The organism is Brevundimonas sanguinis, assembly GCF_029636725.1.
Lineage (GTDB): Bacteria > Pseudomonadota > Alphaproteobacteria > Caulobacterales > Caulobacteraceae > Brevundimonas > Brevundimonas sanguinis.
On the sequence record NZ_CP116770.1, the window covers coordinates 2,930,762 to 2,945,010 of the forward strand.

17 protein-coding genes are annotated in these 14,249 nt (G+C 64.6%); 14 read left to right on the forward strand and 3 right to left on the reverse strand.

All coding sequences use genetic code 11. From position 1 onward, the window contains the following. Nucleotides 1-10 precede the first annotated feature (10 nt). The 8 genes from PIB44_RS14450 to PIB44_RS14485 all read left to right on the forward strand — a co-directional run bounded on the left by PIB44_RS14450 (nt 11) and on the right by PIB44_RS14485 (nt 10,041). Nucleotides 11-2,971 (forward strand): phage tail length tape measure family protein, encoded by a 2,961-nt coding sequence (locus PIB44_RS14450; RefSeq protein ID WP_278069900.1) that lies wholly within the window; start codon nt 11-13, stop codon nt 2,969-2,971. Then, complete coding sequence (locus tag PIB44_RS14455; protein WP_278069901.1) at nt 2,971-3,576, forward strand: hypothetical protein; 606 nt, start codon at nt 2,971-2,973, stop codon at nt 3,574-3,576. The genes PIB44_RS14450 and PIB44_RS14455 overlap by 1 nt, the downstream gene beginning before the upstream one ends. Before the next feature lie 6 nt (nt 3,577-3,582). After that, on the forward strand, nt 3,583-4,221 hold the full coding sequence (locus PIB44_RS14460) for a hypothetical protein (protein WP_278069902.1): 639 nt from the start codon (nt 3,583-3,585) through the stop codon (nt 4,219-4,221). Then, nucleotides 4,221-4,682, forward strand: a complete 462-nt coding sequence (locus PIB44_RS14465) for a DUF6950 family protein (protein ID WP_278069903.1) — start codon at nt 4,221-4,223, stop codon at nt 4,680-4,682. The genes PIB44_RS14460 and PIB44_RS14465 overlap by 1 nt, the downstream gene beginning before the upstream one ends. Next, nucleotides 4,675-8,595, forward strand: coding sequence for a phage tail protein (locus PIB44_RS14470; protein WP_278069904.1), 3,921 nt, complete (start codon nt 4,675-4,677; stop codon nt 8,593-8,595). Before PIB44_RS14465 ends, PIB44_RS14470 begins: the two co-directional genes overlap by 8 nt. 185 nt (nt 8,596-8,780) lie before the next feature. Beyond that, entirely contained in the window at nt 8,781-9,116 is a 336-nt protein-coding gene (locus tag PIB44_RS14475; protein WP_278069905.1) for a hypothetical protein, read from the forward strand. A gap of 80 nt (nt 9,117-9,196) precedes the next feature. Continuing rightward, on the forward strand, nt 9,197-9,532 hold the full coding sequence (locus PIB44_RS14480; RefSeq protein ID WP_050796573.1) for a hypothetical protein: 336 nt from the start codon (nt 9,197-9,199) through the stop codon (nt 9,530-9,532). Continuing rightward, nucleotides 9,529-10,041, forward strand: a complete 513-nt coding sequence (locus PIB44_RS14485; RefSeq protein WP_278069906.1) for a hypothetical protein — start codon at nt 9,529-9,531, stop codon at nt 10,039-10,041. Before PIB44_RS14480 ends, PIB44_RS14485 begins: the two co-directional genes overlap by 4 nt. Nucleotides 10,042-10,177: 136 nt before the next feature. Here the strand turns inward: PIB44_RS14485 and PIB44_RS14490 are convergent, their stop codons facing one another. Next, the gene (locus PIB44_RS14490; RefSeq protein ID WP_278069907.1) at nt 10,178-10,381 is read right to left on the reverse strand and encodes a hypothetical protein; all 204 of its coding nucleotides are present in this window, start codon (nt 10,379-10,381) and stop codon (nt 10,178-10,180) included. A 576-nt stretch (nt 10,382-10,957) separates the two neighbouring features. On the opposite strand from PIB44_RS14490, the gene PIB44_RS14495 reads away from it, so the two are divergent. The 6 genes from PIB44_RS14495 to PIB44_RS14515 all read left to right on the forward strand — a co-directional run bounded on the left by PIB44_RS14495 (nt 10,958) and on the right by PIB44_RS14515 (nt 13,342). Continuing rightward, nucleotides 10,958-11,395, forward strand: coding sequence for a M15 family metallopeptidase (locus PIB44_RS14495; RefSeq protein ID WP_278069908.1), 438 nt, complete (start codon nt 10,958-10,960; stop codon nt 11,393-11,395). Further along, a complete protein-coding gene (locus PIB44_RS14500) occupies nt 11,392-11,763 on the forward strand; it encodes a hypothetical protein (RefSeq protein WP_278069909.1) in 372 nt (123 codons plus the stop codon). The genes PIB44_RS14495 and PIB44_RS14500 overlap by 4 nt, the downstream gene beginning before the upstream one ends. After that, entirely contained in the window at nt 11,723-11,953 is a 231-nt protein-coding gene (locus PIB44_RS14505) for a hypothetical protein (RefSeq protein WP_278069910.1), read from the forward strand. The genes PIB44_RS14500 and PIB44_RS14505 overlap by 41 nt, the downstream gene beginning before the upstream one ends. A 219-nt stretch (nt 11,954-12,172) precedes the next feature. Further along, nucleotides 12,173-12,460, forward strand: a complete 288-nt coding sequence (locus PIB44_RS15205) for a type II toxin-antitoxin system HicA family toxin (protein ID WP_376787719.1) — start codon at nt 12,173-12,175, stop codon at nt 12,458-12,460. After that, nucleotides 12,438-12,941 carry a type II toxin-antitoxin system HicB family antitoxin gene (locus tag PIB44_RS14510; RefSeq protein ID WP_278069911.1) on the forward strand — a complete coding sequence of 168 codons (504 nt, stop codon included), beginning with the start codon at nt 12,438-12,440 and terminating at the stop codon, nt 12,939-12,941. Before PIB44_RS15205 ends, PIB44_RS14510 begins: the two co-directional genes overlap by 23 nt. Continuing rightward, nucleotides 12,938-13,342, forward strand: coding sequence for a hypothetical protein (locus PIB44_RS14515; RefSeq protein ID WP_278069912.1), 405 nt, complete (start codon nt 12,938-12,940; stop codon nt 13,340-13,342). Before PIB44_RS14510 ends, PIB44_RS14515 begins: the two co-directional genes overlap by 4 nt. 166 nt (nt 13,343-13,508) lie before the next feature. Here the strand turns inward: PIB44_RS14515 and PIB44_RS14520 are convergent, their stop codons facing one another. Together PIB44_RS14520 and PIB44_RS14525 are read right to left on the reverse strand one after the other, a co-directional pair. Then, on the reverse strand, nt 13,509-13,817 hold the full coding sequence (locus PIB44_RS14520; RefSeq protein ID WP_278069913.1) for a hypothetical protein: 309 nt from the start codon (nt 13,815-13,817) through the stop codon (nt 13,509-13,511). A gap of 83 nt (nt 13,818-13,900) precedes the next feature. Beyond that, complete coding sequence (locus tag PIB44_RS14525; RefSeq protein WP_278069914.1) at nt 13,901-14,209, reverse strand: hypothetical protein; 309 nt, start codon at nt 14,207-14,209, stop codon at nt 13,901-13,903. Nucleotides 14,210-14,249 lie beyond the last annotated feature (40 nt).

A 14,249-nucleotide genomic window follows, 5' to 3' on the forward strand; every position in this document is an offset into this window, starting at 1 on the left:
GGCGGTGTGCATGGCCGAAGAGATTGATCGGCTGCTGGTTCGCATTGAGGCGAACGCGACGCAGTTCGAAGCGACCATCAAGAAGATGAACCGCTCGCTGCATGGCGCCCAGGCGGAGACCCGGCGGTCCATGGCGGAAATCCAGAAGAGCGTCGATGGCGCATCGATGGGCATCCGTCGCTCGGCGCTGATGGCCACTTCAGCCTTGGCTGCCCTCGGCGTCAGCTTTGGCGCCGCCCAGCTGGTGAAGGATTTCCGGGAGGGCGAAGAGGCCGCCAAGCGGCTGGAAGCCGTTTTGAAGACGACCGGCCACGCGGCGGGCTTGTCGTACGGGCAGATCGCTTCCTGGGCGCGAGAGCTGGAAGAAGAGACAGGACGAAGCGCCACCGAAATTCAGAACGCAGCGGCGCAGCTGGCGACCTTCACGTCGATCGGTCGGCGCGAGTTCACCGAGGCCATTGAGGTCGCCACCGACATGGCGGCGGTGTTCGGCGGGGACCTGAAGTCCAATCTGGACGCTGTGGCGCGGGCGCTGGACGATCCGATTGAGGGCTTTGCGAACTTGCGCAAGCGGGGCTTCGCCCTGACCGAGGCCGAGCTGAAGCGGGCCGAGGCTCACATGAAGGCGGGCCGGTTCGCCGAGGCGCAGCAGGTCGTTCTCAAAAACCTCTCTTCCCAGGTCGATGGCGCGGCCAAGGCCGTGAACACGGGCCTGACCAAATCACTGAACGATCTGCAGCGGCAGGCGGGCGACACCTTTAAGCAGCTGGCCGATCAGGGCGGGACAGCTGCGGCTATCGCTGCGCTGGAGTTGGCGACCAAGGGCGTCGCTTTCCTCGGCGACAACATGGGCGTCCTGTTGGATGCCGCGCAGGCGTTGGCGATATTCATCGGGACCAACTACGTCGCGTCGTGGCTGGCAGCGGAAAAGGGCATGGTTCGCACCGCGATCTCTGCCGCGCGCGCGGAGGGGGCCGTCAAGGCTCTTCAGGCCGCGCTAAGCGCCAACGCTGTCGGCCTCGCGACGCTAGCCGTTGCTGGGTTGGTGACTGGCCTGGTCATGTTGGCCAAAGCCCAGACTACCGCAGAAATCACCGCCAAGGCCCACGCCAAGGCGCAGGCTGAAATCGCGCCTGCAACTAGCGAGTTGGAGAAGCTGGTCAGGAAGCTGGCTGCCGCCAATGATGAAGAGACGGCGAGCATTCGCCGGAAGATAGACGCCCTGCTGGCTGAGGAGCGCCTCAAGGCGCAGATGAAGCGGAACGCTTATCTGGACGCGAAGGCTGAGGTCGCGTCGAAACCAGTCACAACCTATTCCCAATCGCTTTCGATGGGCGGCATTCCGGCGGGCTTCTCACTCCTGCCCCAAGAACAGCGGCCCACCCAGATCGGCCCGAACGGCAACCCGATTGATACCGTCCAGGAGACGACGGACCTCAAACGCCTGCGCATCGAGGCAGAGGAAGCCGAGAAGGCCTATCGGGCGCTGGCCGAAACTGCGCAGGAGACGGTCGTTCAGGCGACAACGCCGCTCGAATACACCGACAAGAACGCGGGCAAGAACGCCAAGGCCGCCGAACAGCGCAAACGCCTGCTGGAGGACCTGAAGGCGCAGACGGCGCTGGAAGTCGCGCAGCTGGATGAGCAGGTCGCTAAGGTCCGCGAGCTGGAGCGTCAGGCCGAGATCACGGCTCGCATCCGTCAGCTGGAAGACGCCGGGTTCAAGGCGGCGCAGGCGAAGGCCATTTCGAGCGAGGTCCAGACCAAGCTGGACGAAGCCCGCGCCCGCGCCATGGAGCGCGAAGAAGGGTTGCTGAAGCGCGGCTGGGACCTCGACATCGCCCGCCTGGACGAGAACTGGGCGACGGTCCGCGCGATTGAGGAAGAGGTCGAGAAGCGGGAGCTGGTGGCAGCGCTGGCCAAGGTGACGGCCGACGAGACGAGCGCCATCGCCAAGGCCGAAAGCATGCTGGCCGCCATTCAGTCCGCCCGCGTGGATGCGGCCAAACGCGGCCTCGATCTGGCCCGCGAGGAGCATCGCCTCGCGGTTGCGCAACTCAGCGGCAACCGCCAGCTGACCAAGGAGCTGCAGGACCAGGCGGCAATCCGTGAACGCACCAAGGCCTATCAGGCCGAGGGTTACGGACTGAAGCCTGCCGATGCGGAGCGTCGAGCGACTGAGGAGGTCACACGGGAGCGGACAGCGGCGACCTACGGCGAACACCGCGAGTTGTTCGCCTCGGCGTTCAGCGACGGCATCCGCGCCGCGATGGCGGGCGACCTGCAGGGCTTCCTGTCCAATCAGTTCGGCAACTTCGCCGATACGATGATGCAGAAGGCGGGGGAGCAGATCTTCGACGCGGTGTTCGGCGGAGTCGATGCTGTGGCTACGGGGACTGCAGAGGGCGCCGCCCATGCGGCCGTCGTATCACCGGCCATCGTCACAGCAGGCGCGGCTGCCGGAACGACGATGGCAGCCTCGATCGTGACTGCTGGCGCGGCGGCGGGGGCCGCCATGGCCGCACAGATCGTGGCCGCATCCGCCGCAACCTCGTTCCTGCCGGGCTTCTCATCCGGCGGCTACACCGGCCCCGGCGGCGTGAATGATCCGGCAGGCGTCGTCCACAGGGGCGAGGTGGTTTGGTCGCAGCGGGACGTCGCGCGCGCCGGCGGCGTGGCTGCTGTCGAGGCCATGCGCCGGGGCTTGCCGGGATACGCCAGGGGCGGCGTTGTGGCGTCCACGCTCCTGCCCCAGGTCGCCCGTGCCATGGAGCGCGGCGAAGGCGCTGGGCGTCAGCCCATCATCGTCGAACAGCATCTGCACAACAACTTCGAGGGCGCGGTGATGACCGAAGAGCTGTTGCGGGACATGGACCGCAAGGCTGCAATGGCCCAAGCGGGCGCTGTGGCTCAGGTCGCCAGCGCCTCAGCCGAACAGCAGCGCAAGTCCATTTACAGGACGCGGCGGTAATGGCTCGGCTGACACTGCCGCCGCTGCCTCGTCAGACCGACTATCAGGAAGTCCAGATCGCCGCCGGAACAACGCAGCGCCCGGCCTGGGGCGGGCCGCTGCTGCCCTTGGCCCGGACCGGTGACCGGTGGGCTTTCGATGTCTCGATCCCGGCCATGGCGGCGGCGACGTGCGGAGCCAAGGTCAAGCTCATCCTCGCGAAGGGCAAGATCAATACCGTGATTATGGCCGTTCGCGAACCGGGTTCGCCTGATCGCGATTACGGCGCACCGCGCGTGGCGCTGGGCGGCCAGCAGGGCACGTCGCTCAACGTCGCGGGCCTGACGCCCGGCGTCGTCATTCCCGACGGAAAGTGGATGAACCTCGTCATCGGCGTCCAGCACTTCCTCTATCTGGTCGACGGCGAGGTCACGGCGGACCTCAACGGCGCCGCCATCTTGAAGCTGTGGCCGATGATCCGGCGCAGCGCGCCGCTGAACGCGCCCGTCCGGCTGGCCGACCCGGTGATCGAGGGCTTCGTCACCATCGAGGGCGGGGTCTCCATCAAGGACTTCGCGCACGTTGGCTCGGCCGCCGTGAACTTCCGCATCGAAGAGCAAGAGTAGGTTCCCATGGACCCGATCCTGAAAGCCGCGCTGGGGCAACCGGCGCGGACCTTTACGGCTGTGCGCGGCGAACTGCCCGACGGGGCGGCGCCCCTGCGTCTGCTGAACGGCGGGCAGGCCGTCATCGCGGGCGAGACCTATCTCGGCCGGGATGACCGCTTCGGCGCCATCGACAAGATCAGCCCCATCAGCGACGGCGTGAAGAGCGAGGCGACCACGGCCAGTCTCGTCCTGCGCACGGCCACGGCCGAGGCCATTGAGGTGCTGGCCAATCCGAGGACGCAGGGCGCGCCGATCACCATCACGCAAGGCGCCATCGACACGGACACCGGCGGCGTCTTCGGCGTCGAACTGCTGTTCCGAGGCGAGATCAACTATGCCGTCCTGGTCGCCGACGAAGAGACGCGGGCGGTTCGGGTCGAGCTGATCACAGAAGAGGCGCGTGCGCTCGAGCCGAATGATGAACGTAGGCTGAGCCATTCCTTCCATCAGTCCGTCTGGCCCGGCGAGCTGGGCCTCGTCCACGTCACCGGCGTTACGCAGAAGGATTTCTGGCGCATCCGCAAGCCCTCAGTTTCGTATAGCGGCGGCGGCGGGCGCCCTGGCGGCGGCCACTTCGACGGCGGCATGGCGCACCTGTTCTGATGGCCCGCGAGACAATCCGCCGGGAGGCGGCGGTGCGAGCCTGTATGGCGCGCTTCGACGGCAAGGAACTGCGTTATGGCGTGGCGGACTGCGTTCGCCTTGTCGGCCATTCGATGCACAAGCTCGGCGTTGGCACCCCGCTGTTGAAGGGGGTGCGGTATCGCTCGGAGTTGGGTGCGGCCAAGGCGCTGAAGGGCCTGGGCTTCGCCGATCTGGCTGAAGCTGTCGACGCGCTGGGCTTTGTGCGCATCGGCGCCGCCATGGCGTGGCCCGGCGACATCATCGCCGGACCCAGCCGTGAGGACGGTCCGTTCCGCGTCGCCCTATCGGTCGCGCACGAATACGGCGCCGTGCGCACCCTGGCATTCGGCCCCACGCCGGACGGCCGTGTCATCTGCGGCGTCGGCAAGCCCGACCTATCGCACCCTGACGTGATCGCCTGGAGGGTCGCCCATGGCTGAGATGGCAGCGGCCGCGTGGGCCTTCGTCAAGGCGGCCTTCGTCGCCGTAGGGAGCGGAACTGCAACGGCCGGTCAGGTCGCAACCGTGGTCGCTGTCAACGTGGCCGGTTCGGTCGCTTTGTCGACCGCAGCTTCGGTGCTGATGAAACCGGACGTGGGCGGTCGCGCGCCGGGCGAATGGCTGGCGGACCCCAACGCCGGCATCCCGTTCGCCATCGGCGACCGCATCGGCGTCGCCGGAAACATCGTCTACAAGAACACGTTCGGGAAGGATAACGAATACAAGGGGATCGTCACCGTCCTGTCGGGTGCTGGCCCGATCAGCGCCTATCTTGGCTTCACCGCTGACCGCGAACCCATCGGCTTCGCCGGAGAGGCGGCGACAGGGCGCTATGGCGGCGAGATGTGGATGCAGCGGCGTCTGGGCGAACAGCCGGACACCGCGCTAACTTCGCCTGCCGCGATCACCTATCAAACCCTCCCTAACTGGGGGCCAAACCACAGATTGTCCGGCAAGGCAGCGTTCATGTGGACGCTGCGCATGGACTCCAAGTTCAGCGTCTATCCGCAGGGCGAGCCTGCCCCGATCACCGTCCTGCGTGGGATCAAGGGCTATGATCATCGCTACGACAGCACCATGCCGGGCGGCTCCGGGCCGTGCCGTCTGAACGACCGCACGACCTATCGAACCATAACCAACCCGGCCATCGCGGACCTGAACTGGTGCCTGGGCCTGCGCGAGAACGGCAAGGTGGTCGGCGGACTGGGCGTCTCGCCCGCCGGGATCGACTGGAGCGCCTATACCCGCGCGGCCAATGTGGCCGACGCCAACGCATGGACCCTGGCGGCCTATCCGCGCTCGGACGAAAGCAAGTCCGAGGTCCGGGCCGGGATGCTGCAGGCGGCCGGGGCGGTCATCAGCCGTCGTGCGGGTCTGGTCAGCTGCGTCACGCGCGGCGCGCCCAAGTCGCCGGTCATGACGATTTCGGCGGCGGACACCGCTGGTCCCATCGAACTGGACACCGCGGCCAACGTTCTGAACCGCTACAACACCATGACGCCGCGCTATCTGAGCGAGGCGCATGAGTGGCAGTTGGCGCCCTCCGCGCCGGTAAGCTCCAGCGTCTACGTCGAAGAGGATCGGGGCCGTGTCCGATCCGATCAGCGCGACTATCCCTATGTGCCGAACGCCAAGCAGGCGGCGGAACTGTGCGCCCTGGATATCGCCCATAGCCGCGAGGGCATCGCAGGCCGCTGGCCCCTGAAGGCCTATTGCCGCGAGCTTGAGCCGGGCGACGTGTTTACCGTGAATGAGCCCGGCCTGCTGTTAGACGGCATGGATATGCTGGTGCTGGATCGTGACTACGATCCGGAGACGGATACGCCCTATGTGGTGTTCGTTTCGGAGACTCCGGGCAAGGTCGCCTGGGCTCTGGGCCAGCAGGCGAACCCCTCGCCGACGCCCGCGCTGTCTGCCCGCCATGACCTGAACGCTCCCGATCCCGGCGCCTTTGATGTGGTGATCGTTCCGCCCTCGCCCGAAGGCGTGTCGGCGCCCGGCGCGGAAGTCGTGATCGACATCGACAACGTCCGCGCCGAAGACCTCGTTATTGAGATAGGGCCTTCGTTTGACGGTCCGTGGCGCGTCGCGAAGACGGTGACCATCAACGACGGCCAGCTGCGCATTCCGGTCAATGAGCTGTCGCCAGGCGAAGTGTTCTGGGTCGCGTTGAGCTATCGCTCTGCCGATGACGGGGCGTCGCCAAAGACGATCAAGGGACCGTACACGGCCGGCGACCTGATCGCGGGCGACATCACCCCAACTGCCCCGACCATCGTCGGCATCAGGAACGACATCGAGGCGGCGTTCGGCGACATCTTCAACGTGTCGGAGCTGGTGGGGCAGACGCGTGCCGATCTGGAGGCGGCGGACGCGCAACTATCCAGTACGCTCGGGCAGGCGCGCGCTGATCTGGAGGCGGCGGACGCAACCCTCTACGGCAACATAGTGGTCCTAGATAATCGGGCTGGCGTTCTGGAGACGCAGACACAGAGCCTGGAGACCAATAAGGCGTCGGTCGCATCCCTGAACGCACAGATCGTCCGCATCAACGATGTCGAGGCTGTCAACGCGACGCAGGCTCTCGCACTGGTGGACCTCGAGAACGGCAAGGTCGCACTGAGCGAATACAACACGCTCAAGGGTGAAGTGGTCGCTGGCCGTGATGGTCAACCGTCTCTGTTGGCGAAGATCGAAAACCTCAAGGCGGTCGATCTCGACCTCCAGCAGAACAAGGCCAGCGTGCAGGCCGTCTCGGCGCTGAGCGTGCGGACAGAGAGTCTTGAGGCCGATATCACGGGCCTGCAACAGGTCACCGCTGATCTTGAGGCTAAAAAGGCCACTTCCGAGGCCCTGAACGCACAGCGGCTACGCATCGATGATGTTGAGGCTGTCAACGCGACCCAAGCGCTGGCGTTGGTCGATCTTGAAAACGGCAAGGTCGCCCTAAGCGAATACAACACTTTGAAGGGGGAGGTTCAGGCCGCTCGCGATGGCGCTCCCTCTCTGCTCAGCCAGATCCAAAACCTGAAGTCGGTCGATCTGGACCTCCAGCAAAACAAGGCCAGCGTCGCCTCGGTCGACGCCTTGACGGCTCGGACTGCGCACACTGAAGCCGACATCATCGACCTCGAAAACGCTCTGGCCAATGAAGTGACGGCGCGGGCGGAGGCGATCAGTCAGGTCTCGGCGCGTGCGGGACACCGGGCCAACCTGATCGACAACCCCAGCGGCGCGGATGACTTCAGGGGCTGGGTCAAGGAGGGCAGCCCGGCGTCCTATGTAGATGACGACCGTCTGGCAGGCCGGATTTTCGTCGTCTACGGCTATATGGTCTCGCAGGTCTATCCAGCTGCGGCCGGTGATCAGCACAGCCTTGGTTTCGTGGCCTCGCCGCTGGGCGACGGCGGGCATGTCCGCCTTCAATATGTGACGCCGAGCGGGCTTATGGAAGGCGCGCTCGTCCTGGCAGGCAGCGCTGGCTATGATGTCCGTCGCCGGTCAACAGCGCCCTCGACCGCACCGGCTGGCACGACCGGATTTCGCGTAGTCGTAGTCCCACCGTCAGGCGGGGTGCTTCCCGTCTGGGCCATCAAGGTCAACTTCGGTTCCGTGGCGGCTGACTTCTCGGATGACTACTCGGCCACGGTGCTGGCTGCGACGGTCGCCGAGCAGTCTCTCGCCATCGTCGATCTGGAGAACCAGCAGACCATCGCCTCTTGGCGCATCAAGTCGGCGGCGTCAGGAAGCAAGCCTGCGATCATCGAGGCTGTATCGGCTTTGGGAGGCTCGTATGTGGCCTTCGGCGCGGAGCAGATCTACTTCGGCGACAGCACCGTCTTCGACGATGCGACCGATACGATGCAGACCGTCGTCGGCGGCCGGGTTCGGGTGGTGGCCTACGGGGCTCCGTTCGGCGCGGCCAACAATCTGCTGGAATGGTGGGGGCCGACCGGGGTCGCCCTCGGCGCCATGAACACCACGAACGGCCTTCAGGGCCGTATGACCTCGTTGCCCTACGTCTTCGACAACACCATCAACGCGCCCTTCGTAGCCGTCTGCAACCCGCCGACCAGCGGCAGGGTGGTGACGACGCCCGGGACCTACACCTCGACGGTAGTCACCGTTGAGGTCACAGGCGGGTCTGGCCTCTACGAATATCAGTGGGGCTATTTCGCCGGCAGCACTGGCGCCACCGCGACCAGTCCGACGGGCGCGGCGACCCAGATCAACCAGACGGTGGCCTCGGGCGAAACCAAGAGCGTCGTGTTCCTCTGCATGGTGAGGGACACGGTCACGGGCCGCACGACCACGGCGACCTATCGCTACACCCTGACCCACTCGGCCGCCTGAGCCGAAAGCGCCACCATCTCATCAACCACCCAAAGGAGCCTGAAATGGAAATCGTGATCGCACTCGCCGTCGCCGCAGCCGTCGTGGGCCTTGTCGCCTACCTGCGCTCTCGCAGAGGTCCCTCCCGCCGCGGACCCGGTGCGGGTGGCCGCCCCGGCGCTGACAAGCATTGAGAGGAACAACCAATGACCGAACTGACCGACGCCGAAAAGCTGGCCGCCGCCGAGGCCGCAATGTCCGCAGCCGCTGAAGCCGCCAAGGCTGCGCGCCTGCCATCCGCCAACGCTGCGGTCGCGCTGCTGGAAGGAAAGACTGGAGCTGCCTTCCTGTCTGACCTGAAGGCCGCCATCGCCGCCAGCGTAGACGACCTCCCTCGCCCTCTCGGCACGCCCGGCGCAGAAGGCACGAAGCAAATGCTCCAGCGCATCGTGACGTCGATGGAAAGCGGCCTGTCCGCCGCTCAGGCGCGCGTCCAGGCGTTGCAGCCGCCGCCCGCGCCTGAGGCTGCCCCCGAAGACTGACGAACCCGGTTCGTCCCCTGAAGCCCGCGCCCTGAGCGTCGGCTGCCTCTCACCTATGGCCGACATTCTTGGAGGGGCGGATGCTCGACCCGAGGGATTTCCCCGCGTTCTGGGGCCTGTGCGGCGGCGTGCTTTTCGGCGCCGTCGGTCTTGTCACCGCCTATTCCGCCAAGGCCGGCAATCCGCTGGCCCAGCGTAAGGCGTGGCTGCATCTGGGGCTCGGCGTCGTAGCCGGTCCCATTCTGGCCGAAGCGTTCACGCCCAGCCTGATCGCCGTCGTTCCCGCGCTCGATATGCGCGGGGTGGCGATGACCTTGGGCTGGATCGCGGCGAACGACCCTCGCGGCTTCTTCGGCTTCACCAAGCGCCTGGTCTATGCGGCGCTTCACGCGGTTCTGAAGGAGACACAGCGATGACCGCTCACGACTGGATGGTTCTGGCGACGGGGCTTGTTTTCCTGTCGGCCGGGGCGGTGCTAAGCCAGGTGTTCCGCCTGCTCGGGCCGACCTATCACACCAAGATCACCGCCCATTGGGCGGTGCGGGGCTTCTTCTTCGCCTCGACGCTCATTCTGGTGGCGCGCGGCCTGTCGTTCGTCTTCCCCGGCCGGGCCTTCGCGGTCCAGCACATGAGCGCTCTAGTGCCTGCCTCGGGCTTTGTCGTGCTGGGCCTGTCGCTGGTCCTTCTGGAATGGGTGATGCGGGACCGGGCGCCGCCGCCATGGACGGAACGGCTGCTCGGGTTCGCCGTTCGCCGCGGCGTCTCGGATCAGGCGGTCGCGGAGATGGCCTTCGCCCTGCCGCCCGAACCCCACGGACGATCCGCCAGCGAGCGCGAGCCTTGCCGCTGTGTGCGGCTGTGCATGATGGCCGGGGCCGTCGCTGTCATCCTGATCATCGTAGCCGTGCTGCTTACGGCAGCGTGACAGTCCCGCTCGCTAGAGCAGGCGCTCGTTCCCGGTCAGTCGTTTGAAGAGGCTGTCGAGCGCCGCAAGCAGGTATCCACCAAGTCCAGTCATATCAGGCCAACAGGCTGTGCAGGATCTGGTTCCTAATCGGCCATCAGCTGTGATTGTCGGCCTTCTGCTTGGCGGCGCTCCCGCACCGTTCCCGAAGCTGTTGCCACGTGGCCTTGCCTTCCAGCCCGAACACATCTGACTGCGTGTAGCCTTCCCGCAAAAGAGCCCTGCGCACTTCGCTGGGAACGCGGAAGTTGCCGCTGTCGGCCAACTCCAAAGCGCGCTCGATCACTGACGTTTGCGTCATTCCAGACCTCCCCTGTCAGGCGAGTCTGAACGCAGATGTCTCGGCTAAGGTTGCGGCACGGGACCGGGCGGGTTCAACCTACGGCGATCCAGAAGAGGACGCCGAAGATCGCCAGACACAGGGCGATCAGCACAGACTCCATCACCCAGCCGACGCGCCGGCGACGCTTCCTCTGCATGTCCTCCCCTCCAGTAACGCCGGTACCATCTGCAGAAATGACCAGGCTGTCCAGCCAGTGAGCGTCAGGGAGGCCGCCGCATCATGCAGCGGGCGCGTACCGCTAAAGTTCAGGCAGTTCGCCGTCGGTGCACAGTGAGCGCTCACGCCGCTCGTTTCCAGATGGGACCGGCGCGATGAGCCGCCAGTTCGATGTCCACACCGTAATCTCGGAGAATCTGGGCCGCGAGTTCGGTACATCCGAGTACAGGCAAAGTCTCCCCAAAATGCTGCATCCAAGCGTCAGCAACGATCTGCTCTTTCACCGATAGCATTCCTACTCCTACGCGCTGCCGCCCAGCCCATAAGCAGCGCTGAAACGGCGCTTTCTGTTCCTCACAATCTGAACTGGAGACCATCATGGCCTTTCGCCTTGGTGCGCAGTCGCGCGCCCGGCTCGCTGGCGTCCACCCGGATCTCGTCCGAGTGGTCGAGCGGGCCATTCAGCTATCATCCGTCGACTTCTCCGTGCTGGAGGGCGTTCGGACGCCGCAGCGCCAGCGCGAGCTTTATGCGCAGGGCCGCACGAAGCCCGGCCCCAAGATCACCTGGACGCTGGCCAGCAACCACTTCGTCAACGCCCGGACCGGCTACGGCCACGCGGTCGATCTGATCCCGTTCCCGGTGGATTGGGAGGGGCCAGTTCGCTTTCCGAAGTTCGACGCCATCGCCACGGCCATGCTCGCGGCGGCGGCCGAGCTAGGCGTCCCGATCCGCTGGGGCGCCGACTGGAACCGCAACGGCAAGCCGCGCGAGCGGGGCGAGACCGACAGCCCGCACTTCGAGCTGGCGCTATGAGAGAAGCTTTCCGCACCCTGACCGCCGCTGGCTGGGCGTTGGCGGCGATCGGTCTGCTGCTGATGATCGTCCTGATCTGGTGGTCCGCCACGGCGGGCGGCCGCGAGCGCGCCAGGCAAGAGCGCGCCGTCCAGGCCGCAAACGCCCAAGCCCGCGCCACGGACGCGGCGGCCCGCGATAGGGCGGCCGATCAGCGGCTGACCGACCTGAAGATCAATACCCGACTGGAAAAGGAACGGACCGATGCTGTCTCTGCGATCCCCGACGCTCGCCCCACTGCTGGCCGCGTCGCTCTTGCTTGTCACCGCCTGCGCGAGCAGGGAACGCGTGACGCTGATCTACCCGCCGAGTGCCGACCTGGCCGTTGAGGCCAAGCCGATCATGCCGGCCGAGGCGGTGCGCAGCGAGGCCGCCGGCATCGCTCATGACATCGCCGTCGAAGGCTGGGGCGAGCGGGGGTGGGATGCAGTCGGGCGACTGTGCCGCTGGGCGGCCGACAACGGCATGAAGGGACTGAGTTGCCCGCCGCCGCCTGAACTGCCGCCCAGGCCTGGCTGACGGGCATAAGAAAACCCGTCTGCCGCATTGGGACTCAGACGGGCCTAATGAGCCGAGGCTCGTATCCTAATGGGGATGCTAGCCCGCGTTGCAAGCGACAGCCGCAACAAATAGCGAACAGTTGCCTTTGTCACGAATCATCGTTCATTTTGAGGGCGCGGTTCAACGAATCCTGTTTACGCCGCACCGATTGCGGCTTAAGGGACTTGACACCATCTAATGGTATCACCGCCAACCAGTGGAAAGCATGCTCGCACATATGCGGCTATCTTCGCGGAACCAACGCGGAGCAATGTCGTATGGACCGATATCGAAGCTCTTATCGTGTGGCTTGGCGCCACTAGATCAGAGGGACGTGGGTCACGTGTGCGCTTCGAACTGGAAGGAGTAAAAGGTTCGTTTCATCGTCCGCACCCTGAAAAGGAGTGCGACAAAGGGGCGCTCCAATCGGTGAGAAGGTTTTTGAGGCAGACGGTGGAGAGAGATGACATCAACAGTCACATATGAGGGCTACATCGCCCAACTGACGATAGATCTTGACGCCAATGTCATTCACGGCGAAGTCATCAACACTCGTGATGTTCTCACTTTCTCTGTGCGAGACCTTTCCGAGGTGCGGCAAGCCTTTGCTGACACCATCGAGGACTACAAGGAATGGTGCGCGTCGCTAGGGCAGACCGTTCAGAAGCCATTGTCTGGGACAATGACCCTTCGAATGACGCCGGAACTGCACCAAGCCGCGGCGAATAGAGCCGCAATGATGAAGGTCAGCTTGAATGCATGGATCGTTGGAACGATAGAGTGCGAAGTCGGAAAACGCCCTGCAGTTCTAACCGCTGGGGAAGTTGACACCCGAGTAGCGGCTGGCGTGAAAGATGAAGTCGTGAAGGTGTTGGCGTCGCGTAATATTTTCGGGAATGACACCGAGGTGCCTGCCTGGCAGGAAGTTGCGTTTTCACGACCAGCGATTGACGAAACTATTCAATGAACGACAAGATCAACGTTCTTACGGCGTTTGCCTATGACGATATCCGTTTCGAAGCAAACGGAGGGATGTCGTTTATGGGAGCCGTCACAGACGGTCAGTTCGAGTTTTCCCGCTTCCCCGCAAGGCTGCGCTTAGGTATCAGCATTATCTGTGACGTCAGCCAGACTGGAGAAGCGACGCTGTTTCCCAAGCTTCGCTACAATGGCGAGATCAAGTGGGCTATCGAGCATGATCTGGAACTAGATGGGACGAGCACAGGCGTCATCCTGCCCATCTGCCACACATACGCTTCGTTCGAGGAACCCGGTATCCTTGAACTTCTTCTGGGCATCGACTCGGATGATGAGAGCGACTTAGCGGTAGTTAAGACTTGGAACATCACTAAGAGTCCGGATGAATAACTTCAGGCTCCGCTATCGAGGCCCGCTCTCTTCGGAGGGCGGGCCTTTCTTCGTTTGGAACCGTCTTCAGTCCGGTCAGTTGGCTCATCGCAGCCCTTCCCATCCTCTGGGGCTGCCTTCTGGACAGAGCCCCTCGCCGGATGCCCCAAGCGCCGGCGAGGGGCTTTCAGTTCGGCGTAGTGCTGCCGCCAGCGTTGGCGGCCAGCTCCATCCTTATGTTCGCTGCGATGGCCTGCACGGCTTCTTCCACAATCTCTCGTTCGAGATGCGGGTAGGCGTCAGGTGCGGCTTCTACGAAGGCTGTCAGAAATAGCTCTGCGACCTGATTGTCATTGAGGTCTGACCAGGCCAGGCCTTCTTCACGCATCCGTCTCTCCAGAGCGATCCCAGTCGAGTGCAGAGCTGTGCCGAGCGGTCCCTCAAGCTGTTCCGCAAATTCTTCAAGGTCCGCGACGGTCGTGGGGTGGCGCTTCATGGACGCGACCCTCACATAGCGCCCCAGTTCAGGCAAACCGCTACGCCCCGTCGCCCTCACCGGGTGGCGGGGCTTTCTGCGCTTCAGGCTCTAGGCTCCAGATCGCGATAGGGCGCGCCGCGCTCGCCCGCCTCGGCGCGGGTCATCACGCGGGTGTCAAACGCGGAGGAGATGGCGATCTTGATCCCTCGATGTCGGACCCCTTCGTCTAATGACTTGGCCGTGTGTTCGATCTGATAGAGCGTTTCGCACCATTCGGCGCTGTTGATTTCGATGAGGCCGGGCAAACGGTTGGGGTCGTCGGCAGCGGCCATGGCGTCGAGGGTGGCGTTCAGTTCATCGAGGGTCATGGCGCAGCGGTGTAGCTGAGTCGCGAGCATGCCGCCTGGCACGTTCCAAAAATCCTAACTTCGCTGTCTAGACTTGTACGAA